This window comes from Streptomyces sp. CNB091, assembly GCF_000377965.1.
On record NZ_KB898996.1, the window covers coordinates 179,248 to 199,336 of the forward strand.

Here is a 20,089-nt window from a genome sequence, read left to right on the forward strand (position 1 = left end):
GGTCTTCTCGGTTGTCGTCTCGTCATATCCGCGCACCGGATCATGGGACCACCGGTCCCGGCGCGTGCGCACCGCGATTTTTGCGGGAACACCCGTTCCCGCCCCGCACGACCGGGGTCCCGCTCTCTCCGTCCCCTGGAACAGCGGGAGTTCGGCAGCCGCACCCCGTGCGAGGATGCTGCGGTGACCACCTCGCCCCCCTCGCCCGTGGCCGACGACTCCCCTTCGGCGGACGCCCCAGCCCGCGATCACGGCCTGGGCCCCCGCGCTGCCGCGGTCCTCGTGTTCGGATCATCGGCCGCGGTCCTGGTGGTCGAGATCGTCGCCCTGCGGCTGCTGGCCCCGTACCTCGGCCTCACCCTGGAAACCAGCACGATGGTGATCGGCATCGCCCTCACCGCCATCGCGCTGGGCTCCTGGCTGGGCGGGCGCGTCGCGGACCAGGTCGACCCGCTCCGGCTCATCGCGCCGGCGCTCGGGGTGTCGGGCGTGGTCGTCGCGCTCACCCCGCTCCTGCTGCGCACCACCGCCCAGTGGTCGCCGGCGCTGCTCCTGCTGGTCGCATCGGCGACCCTCCTGGTGCCCGGCGCACTGCTCTCCGCGGTGACCCCGTTCGTGACGAAGCTGCGGCTCACCAGCCTCGCCGAGACCGGTACGGTCGTCGGGCGGCTGTCGGGCGTGGGCACCTTCGGCGCCATCGTCGGCACCGTCCTCACCGGATTCGTCCTGGTCTCGCGGCTGCCCGTCAGCTCCATCCTGATCGGCCTCGGCACTCTGCTGGTGCTCGGCGCCGCACTGGTCGGATGGCGGGCCCGCCGTTGGCGGCGCGCCTCAGCCGTCGCGCTCGCCACCGTCGTCGCGGGCTCCCTCGCCACCGCGTTCGCCCCCGGCGGCTGTGACGCGGAGACCCGCTACCACTGCGCACAGGTCGTCATGGACCCCGACCGGGACAGCGGCCGCACCCTCGTCCTCGACGGCCTGGGCCACTCCTACGTCGACGTCGAGGACCCGGCGCACCTGAAGTTCGCGTACGTGCGCGCCATCGCGTCGGTGGTCGACACGGCCTTCCCTGCGGGGGAGCCGCTGACCGCCCACCACATCGGGGGCGGCGGCCTCACCTTCCCCCGCTACCTCGCGGCCGCACGCCCCGGGACCCGCAGCACCGTTTCCGAGATCGACGGCGGAGTCGTGCGCATCGACCGTGACCGGTTCGGCCTGGGGCCGTCGACCGCCACCGGCATCGACGTGACCGTGGAGGACGGCCGACTGGGCCTGCGCAGGCTGGAGGCGGGCAGCCACGACCTGGTGGTGGGCGACGCCTTCGGGGGCGTCAGCGTGCCGTGGCACCTCACGACGTCGCAGGCCCTGGGAGACGTCCGCCGGGCGCTCGACGAGGACGGCCTGTACGTCGCCAACCTCATCGACCACGGCGAGCTGGCCTTCGCCCGCGCCGAGGCGGCCACCCTCGCCGCGACCTTCGAGCACGTCGCCCTTCTCGGGAAGCCCGCGGACATCGGGCTGGACCCGACCGCGTCCACCGTGGGCGGCAATCTGGTGGTGGTCGCCTCCGGCCGCCCCGTCGACGCCCCCGCGATCCAGGAAGCCCTGGACGCCCGGGACGTCGGCTGGAAGATCACCACCGGCGACGACCTCGCCACCTGGACCGGGGACGCCCGGGTGCTCACCGACGACCACGCGCCCGTCGACCAGCTCCTCCAGCCCGACCGCACCCGGACGGCCCGGTGATCCCCGGGCCGTCCGCCGGGCGGCTCACCCGTGCCAGGACCGCCACAGGGACGCGTACGCGCCGTCCGCCGCCACCAGTTCGTCGTGGCTGCCCAGCTCGCTGATCCGGCCGTCCTCCACGACCGCGATCACATCCGCGTCGTGCGCCGTGTGCAGACGGTGCGCGATCGCCACCACCGTGCGGCCCTCCAGCACCCGGGCCAGCGAACGCTCCAGATGACGGGCGGCCCGCGGGTCCAGCAGCGAGGTCGCCTCGTCCAGCACCAGCGTGTGCGGATCGGCCAGCACGAGCCGGGCCAGCGCGATCTGCTGGGCCTGCGCCGGGGTCAGCGCGAACCCGCCCGAGCCGACCTCGGTGTCCAGCCCCTTCTCCAGGGCCTTCGCCCAGCCGTCCGCGTCGACCGCGGCCAGCGACGCCCACAGCTCCGCGTCCTTCGCCCCGTCGCGGGCCAGCAGGAGGTTGTCCCGCAGCGAGCCGACGAAGACATGGTGCTCCTGGTTGACCAGGGCCACATGCTCGCGGACCCGCTCCGCCGTCATCCGCGACAGCTCCGCCCCGCCGAGCGTCACCTCCCCGGTGCGCGGCGCGTAGATCCCCGCCAGCAGCCGGCCCAACGTGGACTTGCCCGCGCCGGAGGGGCCGACCAGGGCGATCCGGGTGCCCGGAGCAACGTCGAGCGACACCTTGTGCAGCACGTCGACGCCCTCCCGGTACCCGAAGCGGACGTCGTCCGCCCGTACCTCCCGGCCGTCCGGACCGACTCCGGCGTCGCCCGCGTCCGGCTCGATCTCCCGGACGCCGACCAGCCGGGCCAGCGACACCTGGGCCACCTGGAGCTCGTCGTACCAGCGCAGGATCAGACCGATCGGGTCGACCATCATCTGCGCCAGCAGCGCTCCCGTCGTCAGCTGCCCGACCGTGATCCAGCCCTCCAGCACGAACCAGCCGCCCAGCAGCAGCACCGCGCCGAGGATCGTCACGTACGTCGCGTTGATGACGGGGAACAGCACCGAACGCAGGAACAGCGTGTACCGCTCCCAGGCCGTCCACTCCGTGATCCGCCGGTCCGACAGCGCCACCCGGCGGTCGCCGAGGCGGTGCGCCTCCACCGTCCGCCCGGCGTCGACGGTCTCCGCGAGGATCCCGGCGACGGCCGCGTAACCGGCGGCCTCCGAGCGGTACGCCGAGGGGGCACGGCGGAAGTACCAGCGGCAGCCCACGATCAGCACCGGCAGCGCGATCAGCACGGCCAGCGCCAGCGGGGGAGCGGTCACCGTCATCGCGCCGATCAGCAGACCGGCCCACACGACGCCGATCGCCAACTGCGGCACGGCCTCGCGCATCGCGTTCGCCAACCGGTCGATGTCCGTGGTGATCCGGGCCAGCAGATCGCCGGTCCCGGCCCGCTCCAGGACCCCGGGCGGCAGCCCGACGGACCGTACGAGGAAGTCCTCGCGCAGGTCGGCGAGCATCTCCTCGCCCAGCATCGCCCCGCGCAGCCGCATGCTGCGCGTGAACAGGACCTGGACGACCAGCGCGACCGCGAAGATCGCGGCGGTGCGCTCCAGGTGCAGGTCGGTGACGCCGTTGGACAGGTCCTCCACCAGCCCGCCCAGCAGATACGGTCCGGTGATCGAGGCGATCACCGCCACCGCGTTGACCGTGATCAGGACGGCGAACGCCCTGCGGTGCCGGCGCAACAGACTCCGTACGTAACTCCGCACGGTCGTCGGCGTGCCCACGGGCAGCGTCGTCGCCGACTCCGGGGCCGCGGGGTCGTACGCCGGGGGTGCGACGCCGATCATGCCCTCTCCTCGATTTCCTGGATGCTCTTCATGGCGGGGACGTCGCCGACGCCGTTCAGCGCGCTCGCGGCGGCCGCCTCGTCGTCGGTCTCCCGGGTGACGACCGCCCGGTAGCGGGGTTCGGTGCGCAGCAGGTCGCGGTGGGTTCCCACGGCGACCACCGTGCCCTCGTGGACGAGCACCACCCGGTCGGCGGCGTCGAGCAGCAGCGGGGACGAGGCGAACGCCACCGTCGTACGGCCCCGGCGCAGCTTCGCGATCCCGGCGGCGACCCGGGCCTCGGTGTGCGAGTCGACCGCGGAGGTCGGCTCGTCCAGCACCAGCGCCTCCGGGTCGGTGACCAGCGACCGGGCCAGCGCCAGGCGCTGGCGCTGACCGCCGGACAGGGACCGGCCGCGCTCGGTGATCCGGGTCCGCATCGGGTCCCCGTCGTTGTCGGGGGAGGCCTGTGCCAGCGCGCTCAGCACGTCACCGCACTGGGCCGCCTCCAACGCCGCCTCGGCGGTGACCAGGCCCGAGGCCGGGATGTCCAGCAGCTCCTGGAGCGTGCCGGACAGCAGCACCGGGTCCTTGTCCTGGACCAGCACGGCGGCCCGTGCCGCGTCCAGCGGGATCTCGTCCAGGGCGACTCCGCCGAGCAGCACCGACGGAGCCTTCGCCGAAGCCTCCGTGTCCTCCTCGCCGGTCTCCGCGTGCCCGCCGAGCCGTTCTGCCAGCCGGCCGGCCTCGTCCGGGTCGCCGCAGACGACGGCGGTGAACTGCCCCCGAGGGGCCATCAGCCCGGTCGCCGGGTCGTACAGATCACCGGAGGGCGTCACACCCTTTACGGTGGCCTCCCGCGCGCTGCGGCGCAGCGACAGCACGCGCACCGCACGCTGGGCGGACGGCCGCGAGAAGGAGTACGCCATCGCGATCTCCTCGAAGTGCCGCAGAGGAAACAGCATCAGGGTGGCCGCGCTGTAGACGGTGACCAGCTGGCCGACGTCGATACGGCCGTCCCGGGCCAGCGTCGCCCCGTACCAGACCAGGGAGATCAGCAGGATCCCCGGCAGCAGCACCTGCACCGCCGAGATCAGCGCCCACATCCGGGCCGAGCGCACCGCCGCCCCGCGAACCTCCTGGGAGGCTCGGCGGTAGCGGCCGAGGAACAGCTCCTCGCCGCCGATACCGCGCAGCACGCGCAGTCCGGCGACCGTGTCCGAGGCCAGCTCGGTGGCCTTGCCCGCCTTCTCGCGCTGCTCGTCGGCGCGCCGGGTGGCGCGCGGCAGCAACGGCAGCACGGCCAGGGCGAGCACCGGCATGGAGATCGCCACCATCAGACCGAGGGACGGGAGGTAGAACGCCAGCCCCACACAGATCACCACGAGGGCGGTGGCGGCGGCCGCGAAGCGGGAGAGCGCCTCGACGAACCAGCCGATCTTCTCCACGTCGCCGGTCGAGACGGCGACGACCTCACCGGCCGCGACCCGCCGTGTCAGCGCCGAGCCCAGCTCGGCGGTCTTACGGGCGAGCAGTTGCTGGACCCGGGCGGCGGCGGTGATCCAGTTGGTCACGGCGGTCCGGTGGAGCATGGTGTCGCCGACGGCGATCAGGACGCCGAGGGCGACGATGAGACCGCCGGCCAGGGCGAGCCGCCCCCCGGAGCGGTCGATGACGGCCTGGACGGCGAGTCCCACGGTGACCGGGAGACCGGCGATGCCCAGCTGGTGCAGCAGCCCCCAGGAGAGGGCCTTCAGCTGTCCCGCGAGCTGGTTGCGCCCGAGCCAGTACAGGAATCGTGGGCCTGAACGGACATCGGGGTCGCCGGGATCCGAATACGGAAGGTCGCGAATCTGCATGAGGTCCCAGGGCTTGTGAAACGGAGATCCGGACGGACCTCGAAGAACGGGGTGACGTGCAAGGTTCCCTGTTCCTCCCGGTCCGGGGCAACCGGTTTTCCGGCCTTCTCCGCAGCCCGGCGGGGCCCCGGGCCGACTCGGCCGGGGACCCCGGGGGCGGTCACTCCGCGGGCTTCTCGGAGTCCATGCCGGACCGGGTCTTCCGCCACTCGCCCCGGGTGAAGTCCGGGATCGGCAACGGCGCGCCCTTGGCCTTGATGGAGAGATGGCTCAGCGGCACGGGGGCCGTCCAGACCGCCGCGTCGTACACGTCGAAGTCGGGGACCAGACCGAGCCGCATGCACTGCATCAGGCGGAAAATCATCATGTAGTCCATGCCGCCGTGCCCGCCCGGCGGGTTCGCGTGCTCCTTCCAGAGCCAGTGGTCCCACTCGGCGTACTTCTTGAAGTCGTCCCACTGGTGGTTCGTGTTCGTGGGCTCCAGGTAGATGCGCTCCGGGTAGTCCTCGAACACGCCCCGTGTACCGCCGAGGCTGTTGATACGGGAGTACGGATGCGGGCTCGACACATCGTGCTCCAGCCGGATCGCCCGGCCCTTGGCCGTCTGCACGAGGCTGATCGTCCGGTCAGCCCCGATGTATGACTCCTTCCAGCTGGGGTCGCCGGGCGGCATGTGCTCCTTTCGGTACTCGGCGAGCGACAGGGCCGGGGTGCCGATGCTCGTGATGCTCACGGCCCGGTCGCCCCGGTTGACGTCCATGTAGTTGGCGACCGGACCGAACCCGTGGTTGGGGTAGAGGTCACCGCGCAGCCGGGTGTGCCACAGCCGGCGCCAGGGGCCCTCGTAGTAGTCGGGGTCGAACATCAGCTCGCGCAGATCGTGGTTGTAGGCGCCCGCCCCGTGCAGCAGATCGCCGAAGAGACCCGCGTGCGCCATGCGCAGCACCCGCATCTCGTTCTTGCCGTAGCAACAGTTCTCCAGCTGCATGCAGTGCCGCCGGGTGCGCTCGGAGAGGTCCACCAACTGCCAGAGCTCTTCCAGCCGCATGGCGATCGGGCACTCCACGCCGACGTGCTTCCCGTTCAGCATCGCCGCCTTCGCCATCGGGAAGTGGAGTTCCCAGGGCGTCGCCACATAGACGAAGTCGAGGTCCCCGCGCTTGCAGAGGTTCTCGTAGTCGTCCTCGCCCTTGGCGTAGACGGTGGGAGCGGGCTGACCGGCGGCCGTCACCTTGGCCGCGGCCCTCTCCGCCTTGTCCCGGACCGGGTCGCAGACCGCCTTCACCTGGACGCCCGGTACGGCGAGGAACAGGTCGATCATGCTGCCGCCCCGGTTGCCGAGGCCCACGATGCCGACCCGGATCGTGGAGCGCCCCTCGAAGCGGACGCCCGCCATGGTGCGGCCCTGCCGGACGGGAGCGGCGGCGGCCGCCTCCGCGGCGGAGAGGGCCTGCGGGGCGGTCGCCTCGGTGGCCGACGCGCTCCCCGTGCCCAGGGCGCCGAGGCCGAGTCCGGCGCCGGCCACACCCGCCGTGGTCCACAGCACCGAACGGCGGCTGGGATCCTGCCGCGCCGCCTCGTCGGCCACGCCGCCGTGCGGGGGCAGGTCCTGCGGTTCCGGTGCGGGCCGGGCGTCGTCGTTCATCGAGCCTCCAGGTGGGGTTGGGGGTTCAGACGGTGCGCGAGCGCGTCCGGCCCCCGTACGGATGACGAGCGCGGGGACCGGGTCTCGGTAAGGACCCTGGAGGGTGAGGCTGATGGTGCGCAAGAGAGGTAATTGGACTCTCGTCCTCAAACCATGGACTTTCTTCACGGCACGCCGAAGCCCCGACTGGTTCAACCAATCGGGGCCCGGAAACGCTCACATGTGCACGTCGGGAGGGGTGTTGAGGCCCGGCGTCGGATGCTCAGCCGAGGGTCGGCCGGGTGGCGTGCTCCAGCTCGATCAGCGCCGAGCGGTAGGGACGCCCGGTGGCCCGTTCCATGCCGATCTCGCACATCCGGTTCGCCGACAGATAGGTGTCGTAGTCGCGGAGGCCGACCTCGGCCGCCTCCTTGGCCGTCGCCGAATCGGTCAACTCCTTGTGCAGCATCCCCCGGTCCCCCGCGAACGCGCAGCACCCCGCGTCGTCCGGCACCACGACCTCGTCCGCGCATGCCTCGGCCAGCGCGCGCAACTGCCCCACGTCACCCAGGTGTTCCATCGAACAGGTCGGATGCACGACGGACGACCCGACGGTGCGGAACACCGTCAGCTCGGGCAGCAGTTCGTCGGCCGCCCACACCAGGGAGTCCACGACGGTCAGTTCACGGTGCAGCGCCCGGTTCTCCTCGCTGAGGTAGGGCACCACCTCCTCGGCGATGCCGAGCGTGCACGAGGACGCGTCCACGACCAGCGGCAGCTTTCCGCCCGCCGTCCAGCCCCAGGCGGCCTCCACGATGCGATTCGCCATGATCCTGTTGCCCGCGTCGTACCCCTTGGAGTGCCAGATCGTCGCGCAGCACGTGCCCGCGACGTCCTCGGGGATCCACACCGGCTTCCCGGCCCGCCCCGACACGGCGACCACCGCCTCGGCGAGGGAGAGGCCCGGGCGGCCGTCCGGCCCGGCGAAGATGCGGTTGACGCAGGCCGGGTAGTAGACCGCGCTCGCCCCGACCCGGTCCGTACGCGGCAGCCGTCGGGCTGCCGCCCCGGGGATCTGGGGCAGCCACTCCGGTACGAGATCGGGGCTGACGGCCTTGCGGGCGAGCCGCGTCACGGCCCCGAGCGGGCGGTCGCCCACCCGGTCACCGACCGCGTCGGCCACCGCCACGGCCAGCCGCGCCGAGGCCTCCACGACACGGAAGTGCTTCGCGGTCAGCGCGGCGATCCGCTCCTCGCGCGGCGTGTGCCTGCGGTGCCGGAAGCCCTTCATCATCGCCCCGGTGTCGATGCCGACCGGACAGGCGAGCTTGCAGGTGGAGTCCCCGGCGCAGGTGTCCACGGCGTCGTACCCATACGCGTCCAGCAGACCGGCCTCGACCGGCGAGCCATCGGCCTGGCGCATCATCTCCCGGCGCAGCACGATCCGTTGACGCGGAGTGGTCGTCAGATCCTCGCTGGGACAGGTCGGTTCGCAGAAGCCGCACTCGATGCACGGATCGGCGACCGCCTCCACCTTCGGAATGGTCTTCAGACCCCGCAGATGGGCCCGCGGATCCCGGTCCAGGACGATGCGCGGAGCGAGTACCCCGGAGGGATCGATGACCTGCTTCGTCCGCCACATCAACTCGGTGGCACGCGGCCCCCACTCCCGTTCGAGGAACGGCGCGATATTGCGTCCGGTGGCGTGCTCCGCCTTGAGCGACCCGTCGAAACGGTCCACCACCAGCGCGCAGAACTCCTGCATGAACGCGTCGTACCGCTCGACGTCCGCCGGCTTCGCCGCGTCGAACGCGAGCAGGAAGTGCAGATTGCCGTGCGCGGCGTGACCGGCCACGGCGGCGTCGAAGCCGTGGCGCGACTGGAGCTCCAGCAGCGCCTCGCAGGCGTCGGCCAGCCGTGCGGGCGGCACCGCGAAGTCCTCCGTGATCAGGGTGGTGCCCGAGGGCCGGGACCCGCCGACCGCCGTGACGAACGCCTTGCGCGCCTTCCAGTACCCGGCGATCGCCCCGGCGTCCCGGGTGAAGGCGTTGGTCACCGACACCGCCGGAACGACCAGGTCCAGGTCGGCGACGACGGCGTCGGCCGCCCGCTCGAACGCCTCCTGGCCCGCCTCGTCGGCCGCCCGGAACTCCACCAGCAGCGCGGTCGTGGTCCGGGGCAGCGCGGCCCAGTCCGCCGGAACGCCCGGCACGCTGACGGAGGCGCGCAGGGTGTTGCCGTCCATCAGCTCCACAGCGATGGCCCCCGCCTCGTTGAACCGGGGCACGGCGGCCGCGGCGGCGGTGAGGGAGGGGAAGAACAGCAGGGCGCTGGAGATCCGCCGGTCGAGCGGCAGGGTGTCGAAGACGACCTCGGAGATGAAGCCGAACGTGCCCTCGGAGCCGACCATCAGCCCTCGCAGGATCTCCACCGGCGTCGCCCCGTCGAGGAAGGAGTCCAGGCGGTAGCCGTTGGTGTTCTTGATCGTGTACTTGGCGCGGATGCGGGCGGTCAGTTCCTCGTCCGCCTCGATCTCCGCCTTCAGCTCCATCAGCCCCGCGCACAGCTCCGGTTCGGCGCGGGCCAGCTCCTCGTCGGCGGCCGGACCGGCGGTGTCGACGACGGTGCCGCTCGGCAGGAGGAACGTGAGCGAGGCGAGCGTCCGGTAGCTGTTGCGGGTGGTCCCCGCGGTCATGCCCGAGGCGTTGTTGGCGACGACCCCGCCGACGGTGCAGGCGATGGCGCTGGCCGGGTCGGGGCCCAGCAGCCTGCCGTACCGGGCGAGGGCGATGTTGGCCCGCATCACGGTCGTCCCCGGCCCGATCCGGGCCCGCGCCCCGTCGTCCAGCACCTCGACGCCGGTCCAGTGGCGGCGAACGTCGACGAGGATGTCCTCGCCCTGTGCCTGGCCGTTGAGGCTGGTGCCGGCGGCCCGGAAGGCCACGTGACGGCCCTTGCCGTGGGCGTACGACAGGATCGCGGAGACGTCGTCGAGGTCCTCGGGGACCAGCACGACCCGGGGGAGGAAGCGGTAGGGGCTGGCGTCGGAGGCGTACCGCACGAGGTCGGAGATCTTCCAGAGCACCTTGTCGGCGCCGAGCAGGGCCGTCAGCTCGCCGCGCAGCGGCTCCGGGGTGCCGCCCGCACTGCGGTCGGTGACCCGGTCGGGGGCGGGTTCCCGTGCGGTTCCGGGGCGCAGAGCTTCCGGGTCGGGCTCCAGCAGCGGCATGTCGGCTATCTCCTCGGCGGCTAAGAGTTATTCCGCAGGCGCGGTGTTCAGCAGTGGCGTTCCGGCATGCCGTCGACCAGGGCGGACAGCAGCCCGCCGAGGACCTCGCGCTGATCGGCGGTCAATGGGGCCAGGATCTCCTCCGCGGCGGCCCGGCGCGCGCTGCGCAGGGACCGCAGCGTGGCGCGCCCCTCGTCCGTGATCTCGACGCGGACCACCCGGCGGCTGTCGGGATCCGGTGCGCGGCGCACGCGGCCGCTCGCCTCCAGGGCGTCGACCAGCGTCGTCACGGCGCGCGGAACGACGTCCAGGCGCCGGGCGAGATCCGCCATCCGGGGGGCCGCCTCGTAGCTCGCGACCGTCCGCAGCAGCCGGAACTGCGCCGGAGTGATGTCGATCGGCTCCAGCTGGCGGCTCTGGATGCGGTGCAGCCGGCGGGTCAGCCGCAGCAACTGCTCGGCGAGCATGCCGTCGGTGTCGGGGGAGCCCGGCGAGCCGGTTGAGCGGGTTGAGCCGGTTGAGCGGGAGGAGCCGGGCGGACCGGGGGAATCGGGGGCGTCCATACGGGAACAATATCAGGACCTTGTTCATTGTGAGTATAGGTAACAATGAGCTAAGCTCTCCATGTGCGAGGGCAGGGTCCGCCCGGTCACGCCTCACGCCCGACGAAGGAGCCCATGAAGCCCGACGAGCCCACGTGGGCGCCCCCACCCGATGCCGACACCGCCGCCCACACCGCCACCGCCGACCGGCCGCCCGCCGAGGTGCGCCGCATCCTCCGCCTCTTCCACCCCTACCGCGGCCGCCTGGCCGTCGTCGGCCTGCTGGTCGGCGCGTCCTCCCTGGTGTCGGTCGCCTCCCCGTTCCTGCTGCGCGAGATCCTGGACACCGCGATCCCGCAGGGGCGCACGGGCCTGCTGACCCTGCTGGCGCTCGGCATGATCCTCACCGCCGTGATGACCAGCGTCTTCGGCGTGCTCCAGACCCTGATCTCGACCACCGTCGGCCAGCGCGTCATGCATGACCTGCGCACCGCTGTCTACACCCAGCTCCAGCGGATGCCGCTCGCCTTCTTCACCCGCACCCGCACGGGCGAGGTCCAGTCCCGCATCGCCAATGACATCGGCGGTATGCAGGCGACGGTCACCTCCACCGCGACCTCGCTGGTCTCCAACCTCACGGCCGTCATCGCGACCGTCGTCGCCATGCTCGCCCTCGACTGGCGGCTCACCGTCGTCTCTCTGCTCCTGCTGCCGGTCTTCGTCGCGATCAGCCGGCGTGTCGGCCGGGAGCGGAAGAGGATCACCACCCAGCGCCAGAAGCAGATGGCCGCGATGGCCGCCACGGTCACCGAGTCACTCTCGGTCAGCGGCATCCTCCTCGGCCGCACGATGGGCCGCTCCGACTCCCTCACCCGAGGCTTCGCCGAGGAGTCCGAGCGCCTGGTCGACCTCGAAGTGCGCTCCAGCATGGCCGGCCGCTGGCGGATGTCGACGATCGGCATCGTGATGGCCGCCATGCCCGCCGTCATCTACTGGGCGGCAGGTCTCACCTTCGCGTCCGGAGCGGCCGCCGTCTCCATCGGTACGCTGGTCGCCTTCGTCACGCTCCAGCAGGGGCTGTTCCGCCCGGCGGTCAGCCTGCTCTCCACCGGTGTGCAGATGCAGACCTCCCTCGCCCTCTTCCAGCGCATCTTCGAGTACCTCGACCTCACGGTGGACATCACCGAACCGGAGAAGCCGGTCCGGCTGGAGAAGATCCGCGGCGAGATCGCCTTCGAGGACGTCGACTTCAGCTACGAGGAGAAGAACGGCCCGACGCTGACCGGCATCGACGTCACCGTCCCCGCCGGCAGCAGTCTCGCGGTCGTCGGATCCACCGGTTCCGGCAAATCCACTCTGAGCTACCTCGTGCCCCGGCTGTACGACGTCACCGGCGGCCGGGTCACGATCGACGGGGTCGACGTCCGCGATCTGGACTTCGACACCCTCGCCCGAGCGGTCGGCGTCGTCTCCCAGGAGACCTACCTCTTCCACGCCTCGGTCGCCGACAACCTGCGCTTCGCCAAGCCGGACGCCACCGAGGCGGAGATCGAGTCCGCGGCCCGTGCGGCGCAGATCCACGACCACATCGCCTCCCTGCCCGACGGCTACGACACCTTGGTGGGTGAGCGCGGCTACCGCTTCTCGGGCGGTGAGAAGCAGCGCCTCGCCATCGCCCGCACGATCCTGCGCGACCCGCCGGTGCTGATCCTCGACGAGGCGACCAGCGCGCTCGACACCCGTACGGAACAGGCCGTGCAGCAAGCGATCGACGCCCTCTCCGCCGGACGGACCACGCTCACCATCGCGCACCGCCTCTCCACCGTCCGCGACGCGGACCAGATCGTCGTCCTGGAGAACGGCCGGGCCGCCGAGCGCGGTACGCACGAGGAACTGCTCGACCGCGACGGCCGCTACGCCGCCCTGATCCGCCGAGACAGCCGGCCGGCCCCGGTTCCGGCACCCTGACCGCCCGGGCAGGACCGCGGGCCCCGGCGTCAGGGTGATGGAGACAGCCCTGAGGCCACCGGCGCGACGCGCGTACGGCATGATCGCCGCGCATGAGAGCTCTCCTCGGGGTGGAACTCCCCGGCTATCGAACCGTGGACACCGGCACCTGGCTGAACGACCACGGTGATGTGCTGTCACTGCACTTCTTCGACCTGCCGCCGGATCTGCCCGCCGCACTGGACGACGGCCCCGCCCTGCGCCACGGTCTGACCCACTTCACCGCCCGGGCGGGCGGCGGACTCATCGAGGCGTCGGTCAAGCGGCTGGGTGAGCTGCCAGCCCTGCGTCAGATACTCAAACTGCCGCTGCCGGGACAGCGCAGCGGACAGGCGTTCACCGGCAGTTTCACCGTGCCGCGCGCCGGGTGCAGCACCGTGGTGAAGATCCAGGCGGCGGAGCGCGGCATGACGGGCATGCGGGAGGCCGTGGTGATGGCCAAGCTCGGCCCCGACCAGTACTTCCGGCCGCACCCCTACGCCCCCGAGGTCCAGGGCGGGCTGCCCTTCCACGCCGCGGACCACGGGCAGTGGGACGCGGAATTCCCGGACCACCCGCTCACCCGGGTCCGCCGGACGCTCGACGTCCTCGCGGCGGCGGTGACGGTCGCACCCGAGTTCACCGCGTTGCCGCCCTTCGCCGGACCGGGAGCGGCGAACGGCTGAGCCGGCCGGCTTCCGCACACACGGCGGCGCCGCCGCTCCCGTGGGACGGGGAGCGACGGCGCCGGGCGGAGCGATGGTCAGACGAGCCAACCCACGAAGTGGACGACGCCGGCAAGCAGGTTGGTTAGGAAGTTCATCTGGTCTTTCTCCTTGTACGTGGTGCATCTGTGGGACTGCGCAGTAGCGGTCTGCAGCCCGTTGACTGCGCTCTGCAATCATCACCCCCCCGGACGGGTGAACAGCAACGAATCCCCTGACGATCACGCGTTCCAGCGAACACCCGATCCCCTGTTCGTGTGTTCTGTGTGTCGTGCGTTCTGGCCCGCCCGGTACGGCGTTCGTGTCGCCGGAGCCGACGCCGTGGCCGAGCTACCGGCCGTGGCCGACGCCCCGGGTTAACGTGCCCGCATGGTGAACGAGTCCCCGGACGCCCGGCCCCGTCGCAGACTCCGCCCGACCCGCCGCGGAAAGGTCGTCCTGGCCGCCGTCGCCCTGCTCGTCGTGTCGGCCGCCGTCCTGATCCCGTTGTCCCTGACCGGATCGGACGAGGGCGGGCCCGAGAAGGCGCGCCCGCGGGGCACCCTGATGATCCCCGAGGGCCGTCGCGCCTCGCAGGTGTACGAGGCCGTCGACCAGGCGCTCGGCCTGAAGCCCGGCAGCACGCGGAAGGCCGCGACGACGGTGGACCTCGCTCTGCCGGCCCAGGCCGAGGGCAACCCCGAGGGATACCTCTTTCCGGCCACCTATCCGCTCGACGCCGCGACCGAGCCCGCGGGCCTGCTGCGGTACATGGCGGACACCGCCAGCAAGCACTTCGGAGCGGACCATGTCACGGCGGGAGCCCAGCGCAACAACATCTCCGTCTACGACACGATCACGATCGCCAGCATCGTCCAGGCAGAGGCCGACACCGCGTCCGACATGGGCAAGGTGGCCCGGGTCGTCTACAACCGGCTGCTCAAGGACATGCCGTTGCAGATGGACTCCACCATCAACTACGCCCTGAAGCGCTCCACCCTGGACACGACGACCGCCGACACCCAGCTGGACAGCCCGTACAACAGCTACCGGACCAAGGGGCTGCCGCCGACGCCCATCGGCAACCCGGGGGAGGAGGCCCTGCGCGCGGCCGTCAGCCCCACGCCCGGACCCTGGCTGTACTTCGTCACGGTCGGCCCCGGCGACACCCGGTTCACCGACAGCTACGACGAACAGCAGAAGAACGTCGAGGAGTTCAACCGCACCCGCGCGTCCGCCGCCACGAGCTGACGGGCCTGCGCCCGCGGAGCGCTCAGCCCCCGGTGACCGGAACGGCGACGACCGCCCCTGCTTCCCGGTCCGCCCGCCCGCTGTCGGCTTCCCGGTCGGTCTGCCGGCCGTCGGCTTCCCGGTCGGTCTGCCCGCTGTCGGCTTCCCGGTCCGGCGGCTCGTCGCCGCTCTTCTCGCCCGTCTCCTTCAGCAGCCGCATGACCGACCGGACCGCCGCCCGGCCCGCGCGGTTCGCGCCGATGGTGCTGGCGGACGGGCCGTACCCCACGAGATGGATGCGCCCGTCGCGTACGGCGCAAGTGTCCTCGGCCCGGATGCCGCCGCCCGGCTCGCGCAGCTTCAGCGGTGCCAGATGGTCCACGGCGGGCCGGAACCCAGTGGCCCACAGGATCACATCGGCCTCGACGACCCGACCGTCGTCCCAGGCCACGCCGCTCGGCGTGATCCGGTCGAACATCGGCAGCCGGTCCAGCACCCCCTGCTCCCGGGCCCGCCGCACCGCATCGGTCATCGGCAGCCCGGTCACGCTGACCACGCTCCGCGGCGGCAGCCCCTTGCGCACCCGCTCCTCCACCATCGCCACAGCCGCCCGCCCCCACTCCTCGGTGAACGGCCCCTCGCGGAAGACCGGTTCGCTCCGGGTCACCCAGAAGGTGTCGGCCGCGTGCCCGGCGATCTCCATCAGATGCTGCGTACCGGAGGCGCCGCCCCCGACGACGATGACGCGCAGGCCCGCGAACTCCTCCGGCCCCGGGTAGTTCGCCGTGTGCAACTGCCGCCCCCGGAAGGTCTCCTGGCCCGGGTAGCGCGGCCAGAAAGGCCGGTCCCAGGTGCCGGTCGCGTTGATCACGGCCCGCGGGGCGTATGCCCCCTCGGACGTCTCCACCAACAGCCGCCCGCGGCTCCCCTCCCGTACGGCGCTCACCTCCACCGGGCGGTGGACCCGCAGGCCGAAGCGCTCCTCGTACGCGGCGAAATACGCGCCGATCACCTCCGACGAGGGCCGGTCGGGGTCGGCTCCGGTCAGTTCCATGCCCGGCAGCGCGTGCATCCCGTGGACCTTGCCGTACGTCAGCGAGGGCCAGCGGAACTGCCACGCGCCGCCCGGCCGGGGCGCGTGGTCCAGCACGACGAAGCCGACGTCCGGCTCCAGTCCGACGCGGCGCAGGTGGTGGGCGGCGGACAGCCCCGCCTGACCCGCGCCGATCACGACCACGTCCAGCTCACGCACCCCAGAAATGTTCACGCTTCTACTAACTCGTCGGGGGTCCGGGATCTTCCCGGGCCCCCGACCAGCAGCACCGCGAGGCTCAGCGCCCCCCGGCGACCAGCAGGGATGCTCCACCCGAAGCCGTGGCGGGCCGGGGCCCGGCGCCGTTCGCACTCAGCAGCGGGGACGGGGGCACGGTCGACAGCAGTCCGCGCCGGGCCAGCTCGGGGGTGACCCCCTCGCCGAACCAGTACGCCTCCTCCAGATGCGGATACCCGGAGAGCACGAAGTGCTCCACGCCCAGCGCGTGGTACTCCTCGATCCGGTCCGCGACCTCGGCATGGCTGCCCACCAGTGCGGTCCCGGCCCCGCCGCGCACCAGACCGACCCCTGCCCAGAGATTCGGCGCGATCTCCAGGTCGTTCCGCGAACCGCCGTGCAGGGCCAGCATCCGCTGCTGACCGACCGACTCGCTCCGTCCCAGCGCCTGCTGCGCCGCCGCGATCGTCTCCGGGTCGAGGTCGCCCAGCAGCCGGTCGGCGGTGGCCCACGCCTCGGCCGACGAATCCCGCGAAATGGTGTGCAGCCGGATGCCGAACCGGACCGTGCGACCCTGCGCCTCCGCCAGGTCGCGAATCCAGTCGATCTTCTCCTTCACCGCGGCCGGCGGCTCGCCCCAGGTCAGGTAGACATCGGAATGGGCCGCGGCCACCGGCCCCGCGGCGGCCGAGGACCCGCCGAAGAAGATCTCCGGCAGCGGGTCCGGCGGCAGCGCGGTCAGACCGCCCTCCACCTGGTAGTGCGCACCGTCGAAGTCGTACGGCTGCCCACTCCAGACGCCCCGCACCACCGACAGGAACTCCGCGGTCCGCGCATAGCGCCGGTCGTGGTCCAGGTGGTCCCCGAACCGCCGCTGCTCCGTGGAATCGCCCCCGGTCACCACGTTGAGCAGCAGCCGCCCCCGGGTGATCCGCTGATACGTGGAGGCCATCTGGGCGGCGAGCACCGGGGAGATGACCCCCGGCCGGAACGCCACGAGGAACTTCAGCCGCTCGGTGTGCTGGGCGAGCGCCACCGTGGTCAGCCAGGCGTCCTCGCACCAGGTGCCCGTGGGCGTCAGCACGGCCTCGAAGCCCAACTGCTCGGCCGCCTTGGCGATCTGGACCAGATACTCGATGTCCGGGGCCCGCACCCCCCTCACCGGGGTGATCCGGTCGCGTTTGATGCCGCCGTCGGTGTAGGCGTGCCGGTCGACGAGCGTCCGGCCGTCGCCACCGGTGGGCAGGAACCAGTGCAGATGGACGTTCACGATGAGGCCTTTCCGTAGGAGCGCGGTGCGGTGGAGGAAGCGGGGAGGTCGCGGTTGAACCGGGTGTCGACGTAGTCCTCGAAGTCGAACCGCCTCGGTATCAGCTTCAGTTCGGCGAAGGTGTCGGCGATCTCCTGCTCGGAGGCGATGGCCGCGGCGTCAATCGCGACCGGGACACGAGTGCCGTAACTGAGCTTCACGGCGTCCAACGCCACCTCGTAGGGCAGCCCGGTCTCCTTCGCCCAGACCTTCGCCCACTCCTCCGGGTGCTCGAAGACCCACTTCTGGGCCCGCTCCAGCCGGACGAGCAGGTCGCCGATGGCCTGCGACTTCTTCCCGTCCTTGAGCGACACGGGTGAGGCGACCTGAAAGCCGAGGCCGTTGACGACGCCTTCGCCGGTGGTGAGGACCCGGGCGTCCGTCGTGCGCAGGACCTGCGAGGTGTACGGGTCCCAGATCGCCCAGGCGTCGACCTTGCCCCGGCTGAACGCGGCGAGTGCGTCGGCGGGCTGAAGGTAGTTCAACCTCACGTCCGCTATCCCGAGGCCGGCCTTCTTGAGCGAGGCGACCAGCTGGAAGTGGGCCGAACTGCCCTGTGCCACGGCGATGGACGCGCCCTTGAGCTGGGCGGGCCTCTCCAGCGGCGAGTCCTCGGGCACGACGATGACCTCACCGGCCGACGAGCCGTGCGTGGCGCCGACGACGGTGATGTTCGAGTCGGCCCCCGCGGCGAAGACGGGCGGCGTGTTGCCGACGCCCCCGATGTCCACCGCGCCGGCGCTCACGGCCTCCAGCAGGGGCAGGCCCGAGGTGAAGGTGGACCACTCGATGCGGTAGCCGAGGTCGTCGAGCTCCCCGGAGGCCCGCAGGATCGCCTCGTAACCACCCTTCTGATCGCCGACGTTGAGCGTAAGGCTGCCCGTTCCGTCTGTGCTGCCACCCGAGTTCGCGGAGGAGGAACCGCCGCACGCGGACAGGAGCAGGGCGAGCGGGAGGAGCAGGGCAGGCAGGGCACGGCGTTTCATGAGGCCTCTCCGTGGCGGGTGTGCGCGGATGATGCGGCGGGGCGCTTCGTCGGTCCGGGTCCGGGCGGGGCGGCGGTCACGGACGGCTTCGCGCCGGCGGTGGCGTCCGGCTCACCGCGGCCAGGGCCCTCCCCTTCGACGCCGCCACCGCTCCCGACACCCAGTTCGGTCAGCAGGCGGGAGCGCAGGTCGGTGAAGCCGGGGGAGCCGACCCCGCGGGGCCGGTCCAGCGCGACAGGCGTGTCGTACGCGATCCGCCCGTCCCGCATCACCAGCGCCCGGTCGGCCAGCAGCAGGGCCTCGTCCACGTCATGGGTGACCAGCAGTACGGCGCAGCCGCGCCGCTGCCAGAGCTCCGCGACGAGCTGCTGGGCCTTGATCCGGGTCAGGGCGTCCAGCGCGCCGAAGGGCTCGTCGAGCAGCAGCAGATCGGGCTCGCGCACCAGGGCTCTGGCCAGCGAAGCGCGCTGCGCCTCACCGCCGGACAGCGTCCTGGGCCACGCCCCGGCCCGCTCCGCCAGACCGACCTCCGCCAACGCCCGCTCGGCAACGCGGCGTCCGGGCTTGCCCGGCAGACCGAGCAGTATGTTGCGCCAGACCTTCTTCCAGGGCATCAACCGTGGGGCCTGGAAGGCGACCGCGCGCCGGCGCGGCACCAGGGCGGTGCCCGAGATCTCCCGGTCGAGCCCGGCGAGCACCCGCAGCAGCGTCGACTTGCCGCAGCCGCTGCGCCCGAGCAGAGCGGTGAACTCACCTGCCCTCAGGGTGAGATCGAGGTCATCGATGACCGGCCGGCCGTCGAAGGCCCGGGTGAGCCCTTCGACCCGCACGGCGGCCTCCGGAGCGCCGTCCGGCGCCGCGGTCGGCGGGCCGGGGGCGAGGTCGTCTTTCACTGGCCGGTGAAGGTCGGTCGCCATTGCAGCAGCAGCCTTTCGAGGATCCGGACGATGACGTCGGCGGTAAGGCCGAGGAAGGCGTACACGACGAGACAGACGACGATCACGTCGGTCCGGAAGAACTCGCGGGCCTGGTTCATGAGGAACCCGATCCCGGCATCGGCGTTGATCGACTCACCGAAGACGAGCGCGAGCCAGGCCGTCGCCAGCGAGTACCGCAGCCCGGTCATGGCCCCGGGCAGCGCACCCGGCAGCACCACATGCCGCACCAGTCCCCACCGACCGAGCCCCAACGACTCGCCTGCTTCGATGAGTTGGGCGTCAACGCCGCGGATTCCCGCATAGACGTTGAGATACAGATGGAAGGCCACCCCGAGCGCGATGAGGGCCACCTTCGGTGCCTCGCCGATCCCGAGCCAGATGATGAACAGCGGGATCAGCCCCACCCAGGGCACCGTGCGCAGCATCTGCACGGTCGCGTCGACCAGGTCCTCACCGAGCCGTGACAGCCCCGACACGAGCGCGAGCAGCGTCCCGACGACTCCCCCGAGCAGGAGCCCCACGACGACCCGCTGGAGCGAGACCCCCATCGCGGCGGGGAGCGTCCCGTCGGCCACCAGATCGGCGCCCGCCCGGGCGATGGTCCCGGGCGAGGCGAGCACATCGGGCTCCAGCACCCCGGTGGCGCTGGACACCTGCCACAACGCGAGCAGCAGCAACGGCCCCACCGCTCGCCGCGCCCACCGCGGAGCGGCCCGTAGCCGAGACCGCCGGACGGACGCCGGAACGACCGCCTCCAGATCGGGCGGCGTACGGCTCGGCGCGGAGGATTTCTTTGGGGCAACGGACAGGCCTGGGGGTGGTGGCGCATGGCTGACGGTCATGAGGGCTCCACGGAAGGGCGCACGGATGCGCGGCGAAAG

The 20,089-nt window shown here is 72.0% G+C and carries 14 protein-coding genes; 4 read left to right on the forward strand and 10 right to left on the reverse strand.

Annotated elements, in window-relative coordinates; translation table 11 throughout:
• Positions 1 to 183 precede the first annotated feature (183 nt).
• A complete protein-coding gene (locus D581_RS0114470; protein ID WP_018957932.1) occupies positions 184 to 1,746 on the forward strand; it encodes a fused MFS/spermidine synthase in 1,563 nt (520 codons plus the stop codon).
• Positions 1,747 to 1,770: 24 nt separating this feature from the next.
• Here D581_RS0114470 and D581_RS0114475 read toward each other — a convergent pair whose 3' ends face one another.
• The 5 genes from D581_RS0114475 to D581_RS0114495 all read right to left on the reverse strand — a co-directional run bounded on the left by D581_RS0114475 (position 1,771) and on the right by D581_RS0114495 (position 10,806).
• Positions 1,771 to 3,552 (reverse strand): ABC transporter ATP-binding protein, encoded by a 1,782-nt coding sequence (locus D581_RS0114475; protein WP_018957933.1) that lies wholly within the window; start codon positions 3,550 to 3,552, stop codon positions 1,771 to 1,773.
• Positions 3,549 to 5,390: an ABC transporter ATP-binding protein gene (locus D581_RS0114480; RefSeq protein WP_018957934.1), complete on the reverse strand. Its 1,842-nt coding sequence runs from the start codon at positions 5,388 to 5,390 to the stop codon at positions 3,549 to 3,551. Before D581_RS0114480 ends, D581_RS0114475 begins: the two co-directional genes overlap by 4 nt.
• Before the next feature lie 160 nt (positions 5,391 to 5,550).
• Positions 5,551 to 7,035, reverse strand: coding sequence for a Gfo/Idh/MocA family protein (locus tag D581_RS0114485; RefSeq protein WP_018957935.1), 1,485 nt, complete (start codon positions 7,033 to 7,035; stop codon positions 5,551 to 5,553).
• 262 nt (positions 7,036 to 7,297) lie between these two features.
• Positions 7,298 to 10,243, reverse strand: a complete 2,946-nt coding sequence (locus D581_RS0114490; RefSeq protein WP_018957936.1) for an FAD-binding and (Fe-S)-binding domain-containing protein — start codon at positions 10,241 to 10,243, stop codon at positions 7,298 to 7,300.
• Positions 10,244 to 10,290: 47 nt separating this feature from the next.
• Complete coding sequence (locus D581_RS0114495) at positions 10,291 to 10,806, reverse strand: MarR family transcriptional regulator (RefSeq protein ID WP_018957937.1); 516 nt, start codon at positions 10,804 to 10,806, stop codon at positions 10,291 to 10,293.
• A 114-nt stretch (positions 10,807 to 10,920) separates the two neighbouring features.
• Between D581_RS0114495 and D581_RS0114500 the strand changes: the two genes are divergently transcribed.
• The 3 genes from D581_RS0114500 (at position 10,921) to mltG (ending at position 14,726) form a co-directional block, all read left to right on the forward strand.
• Entirely contained in the window at positions 10,921 to 12,753 is a 1,833-nt protein-coding gene (locus D581_RS0114500) for an ABC transporter ATP-binding protein (RefSeq protein WP_018957938.1), read from the forward strand.
• Positions 12,754 to 12,845: 92 nt separating this feature from the next.
• The gene (locus D581_RS0114505) at positions 12,846 to 13,457 is read left to right on the forward strand and encodes a hypothetical protein (protein WP_026290513.1); all 612 of its coding nucleotides are present in this window, start codon (positions 12,846 to 12,848) and stop codon (positions 13,455 to 13,457) included.
• Between the two features lie 408 nt (positions 13,458 to 13,865).
• The gene (gene mltG, locus D581_RS0114510) at positions 13,866 to 14,726 is read left to right on the forward strand and encodes an endolytic transglycosylase MltG (RefSeq protein ID WP_018957940.1); all 861 of its coding nucleotides are present in this window, start codon (positions 13,866 to 13,868) and stop codon (positions 14,724 to 14,726) included.
• A gap of 22 nt (positions 14,727 to 14,748) precedes the next feature.
• Here the strand turns inward: mltG and D581_RS0114515 are convergent, their stop codons facing one another.
• The 5 genes from D581_RS0114515 to D581_RS0114535 all read right to left on the reverse strand — a co-directional run bounded on the left by D581_RS0114515 (position 14,749) and on the right by D581_RS0114535 (position 20,050).
• The gene (locus D581_RS0114515) at positions 14,749 to 15,972 is read right to left on the reverse strand and encodes a flavin-containing monooxygenase (RefSeq protein WP_026290514.1); all 1,224 of its coding nucleotides are present in this window, start codon (positions 15,970 to 15,972) and stop codon (positions 14,749 to 14,751) included.
• A 64-nt stretch (positions 15,973 to 16,036) separates the two neighbouring features.
• Positions 16,037 to 17,245 carry an LLM class flavin-dependent oxidoreductase gene (locus D581_RS0114520; RefSeq protein ID WP_018957942.1) on the reverse strand — a complete coding sequence of 403 codons (1,209 nt, stop codon included), beginning with the start codon at positions 17,243 to 17,245 and terminating at the stop codon, positions 16,037 to 16,039.
• Positions 17,242 to 18,270: an ABC transporter substrate-binding protein gene (locus tag D581_RS0114525; protein ID WP_018957943.1), complete on the reverse strand. Its 1,029-nt coding sequence runs from the start codon at positions 18,268 to 18,270 to the stop codon at positions 17,242 to 17,244. Before D581_RS0114525 ends, D581_RS0114520 begins: the two co-directional genes overlap by 4 nt.
• A complete protein-coding gene (locus D581_RS0114530; protein ID WP_026290515.1) occupies positions 18,267 to 19,187 on the reverse strand; it encodes an ABC transporter ATP-binding protein in 921 nt (306 codons plus the stop codon). The genes D581_RS0114525 and D581_RS0114530 overlap by 4 nt, the downstream gene beginning before the upstream one ends.
• On the reverse strand, positions 19,160 to 20,050 hold the full coding sequence (locus D581_RS0114535; RefSeq protein ID WP_026290516.1) for an ABC transporter permease: 891 nt from the start codon (positions 20,048 to 20,050) through the stop codon (positions 19,160 to 19,162). The genes D581_RS0114530 and D581_RS0114535 overlap by 28 nt, the downstream gene beginning before the upstream one ends.
• Between the last annotated feature and the right edge of the window lie 39 nt (positions 20,051 to 20,089).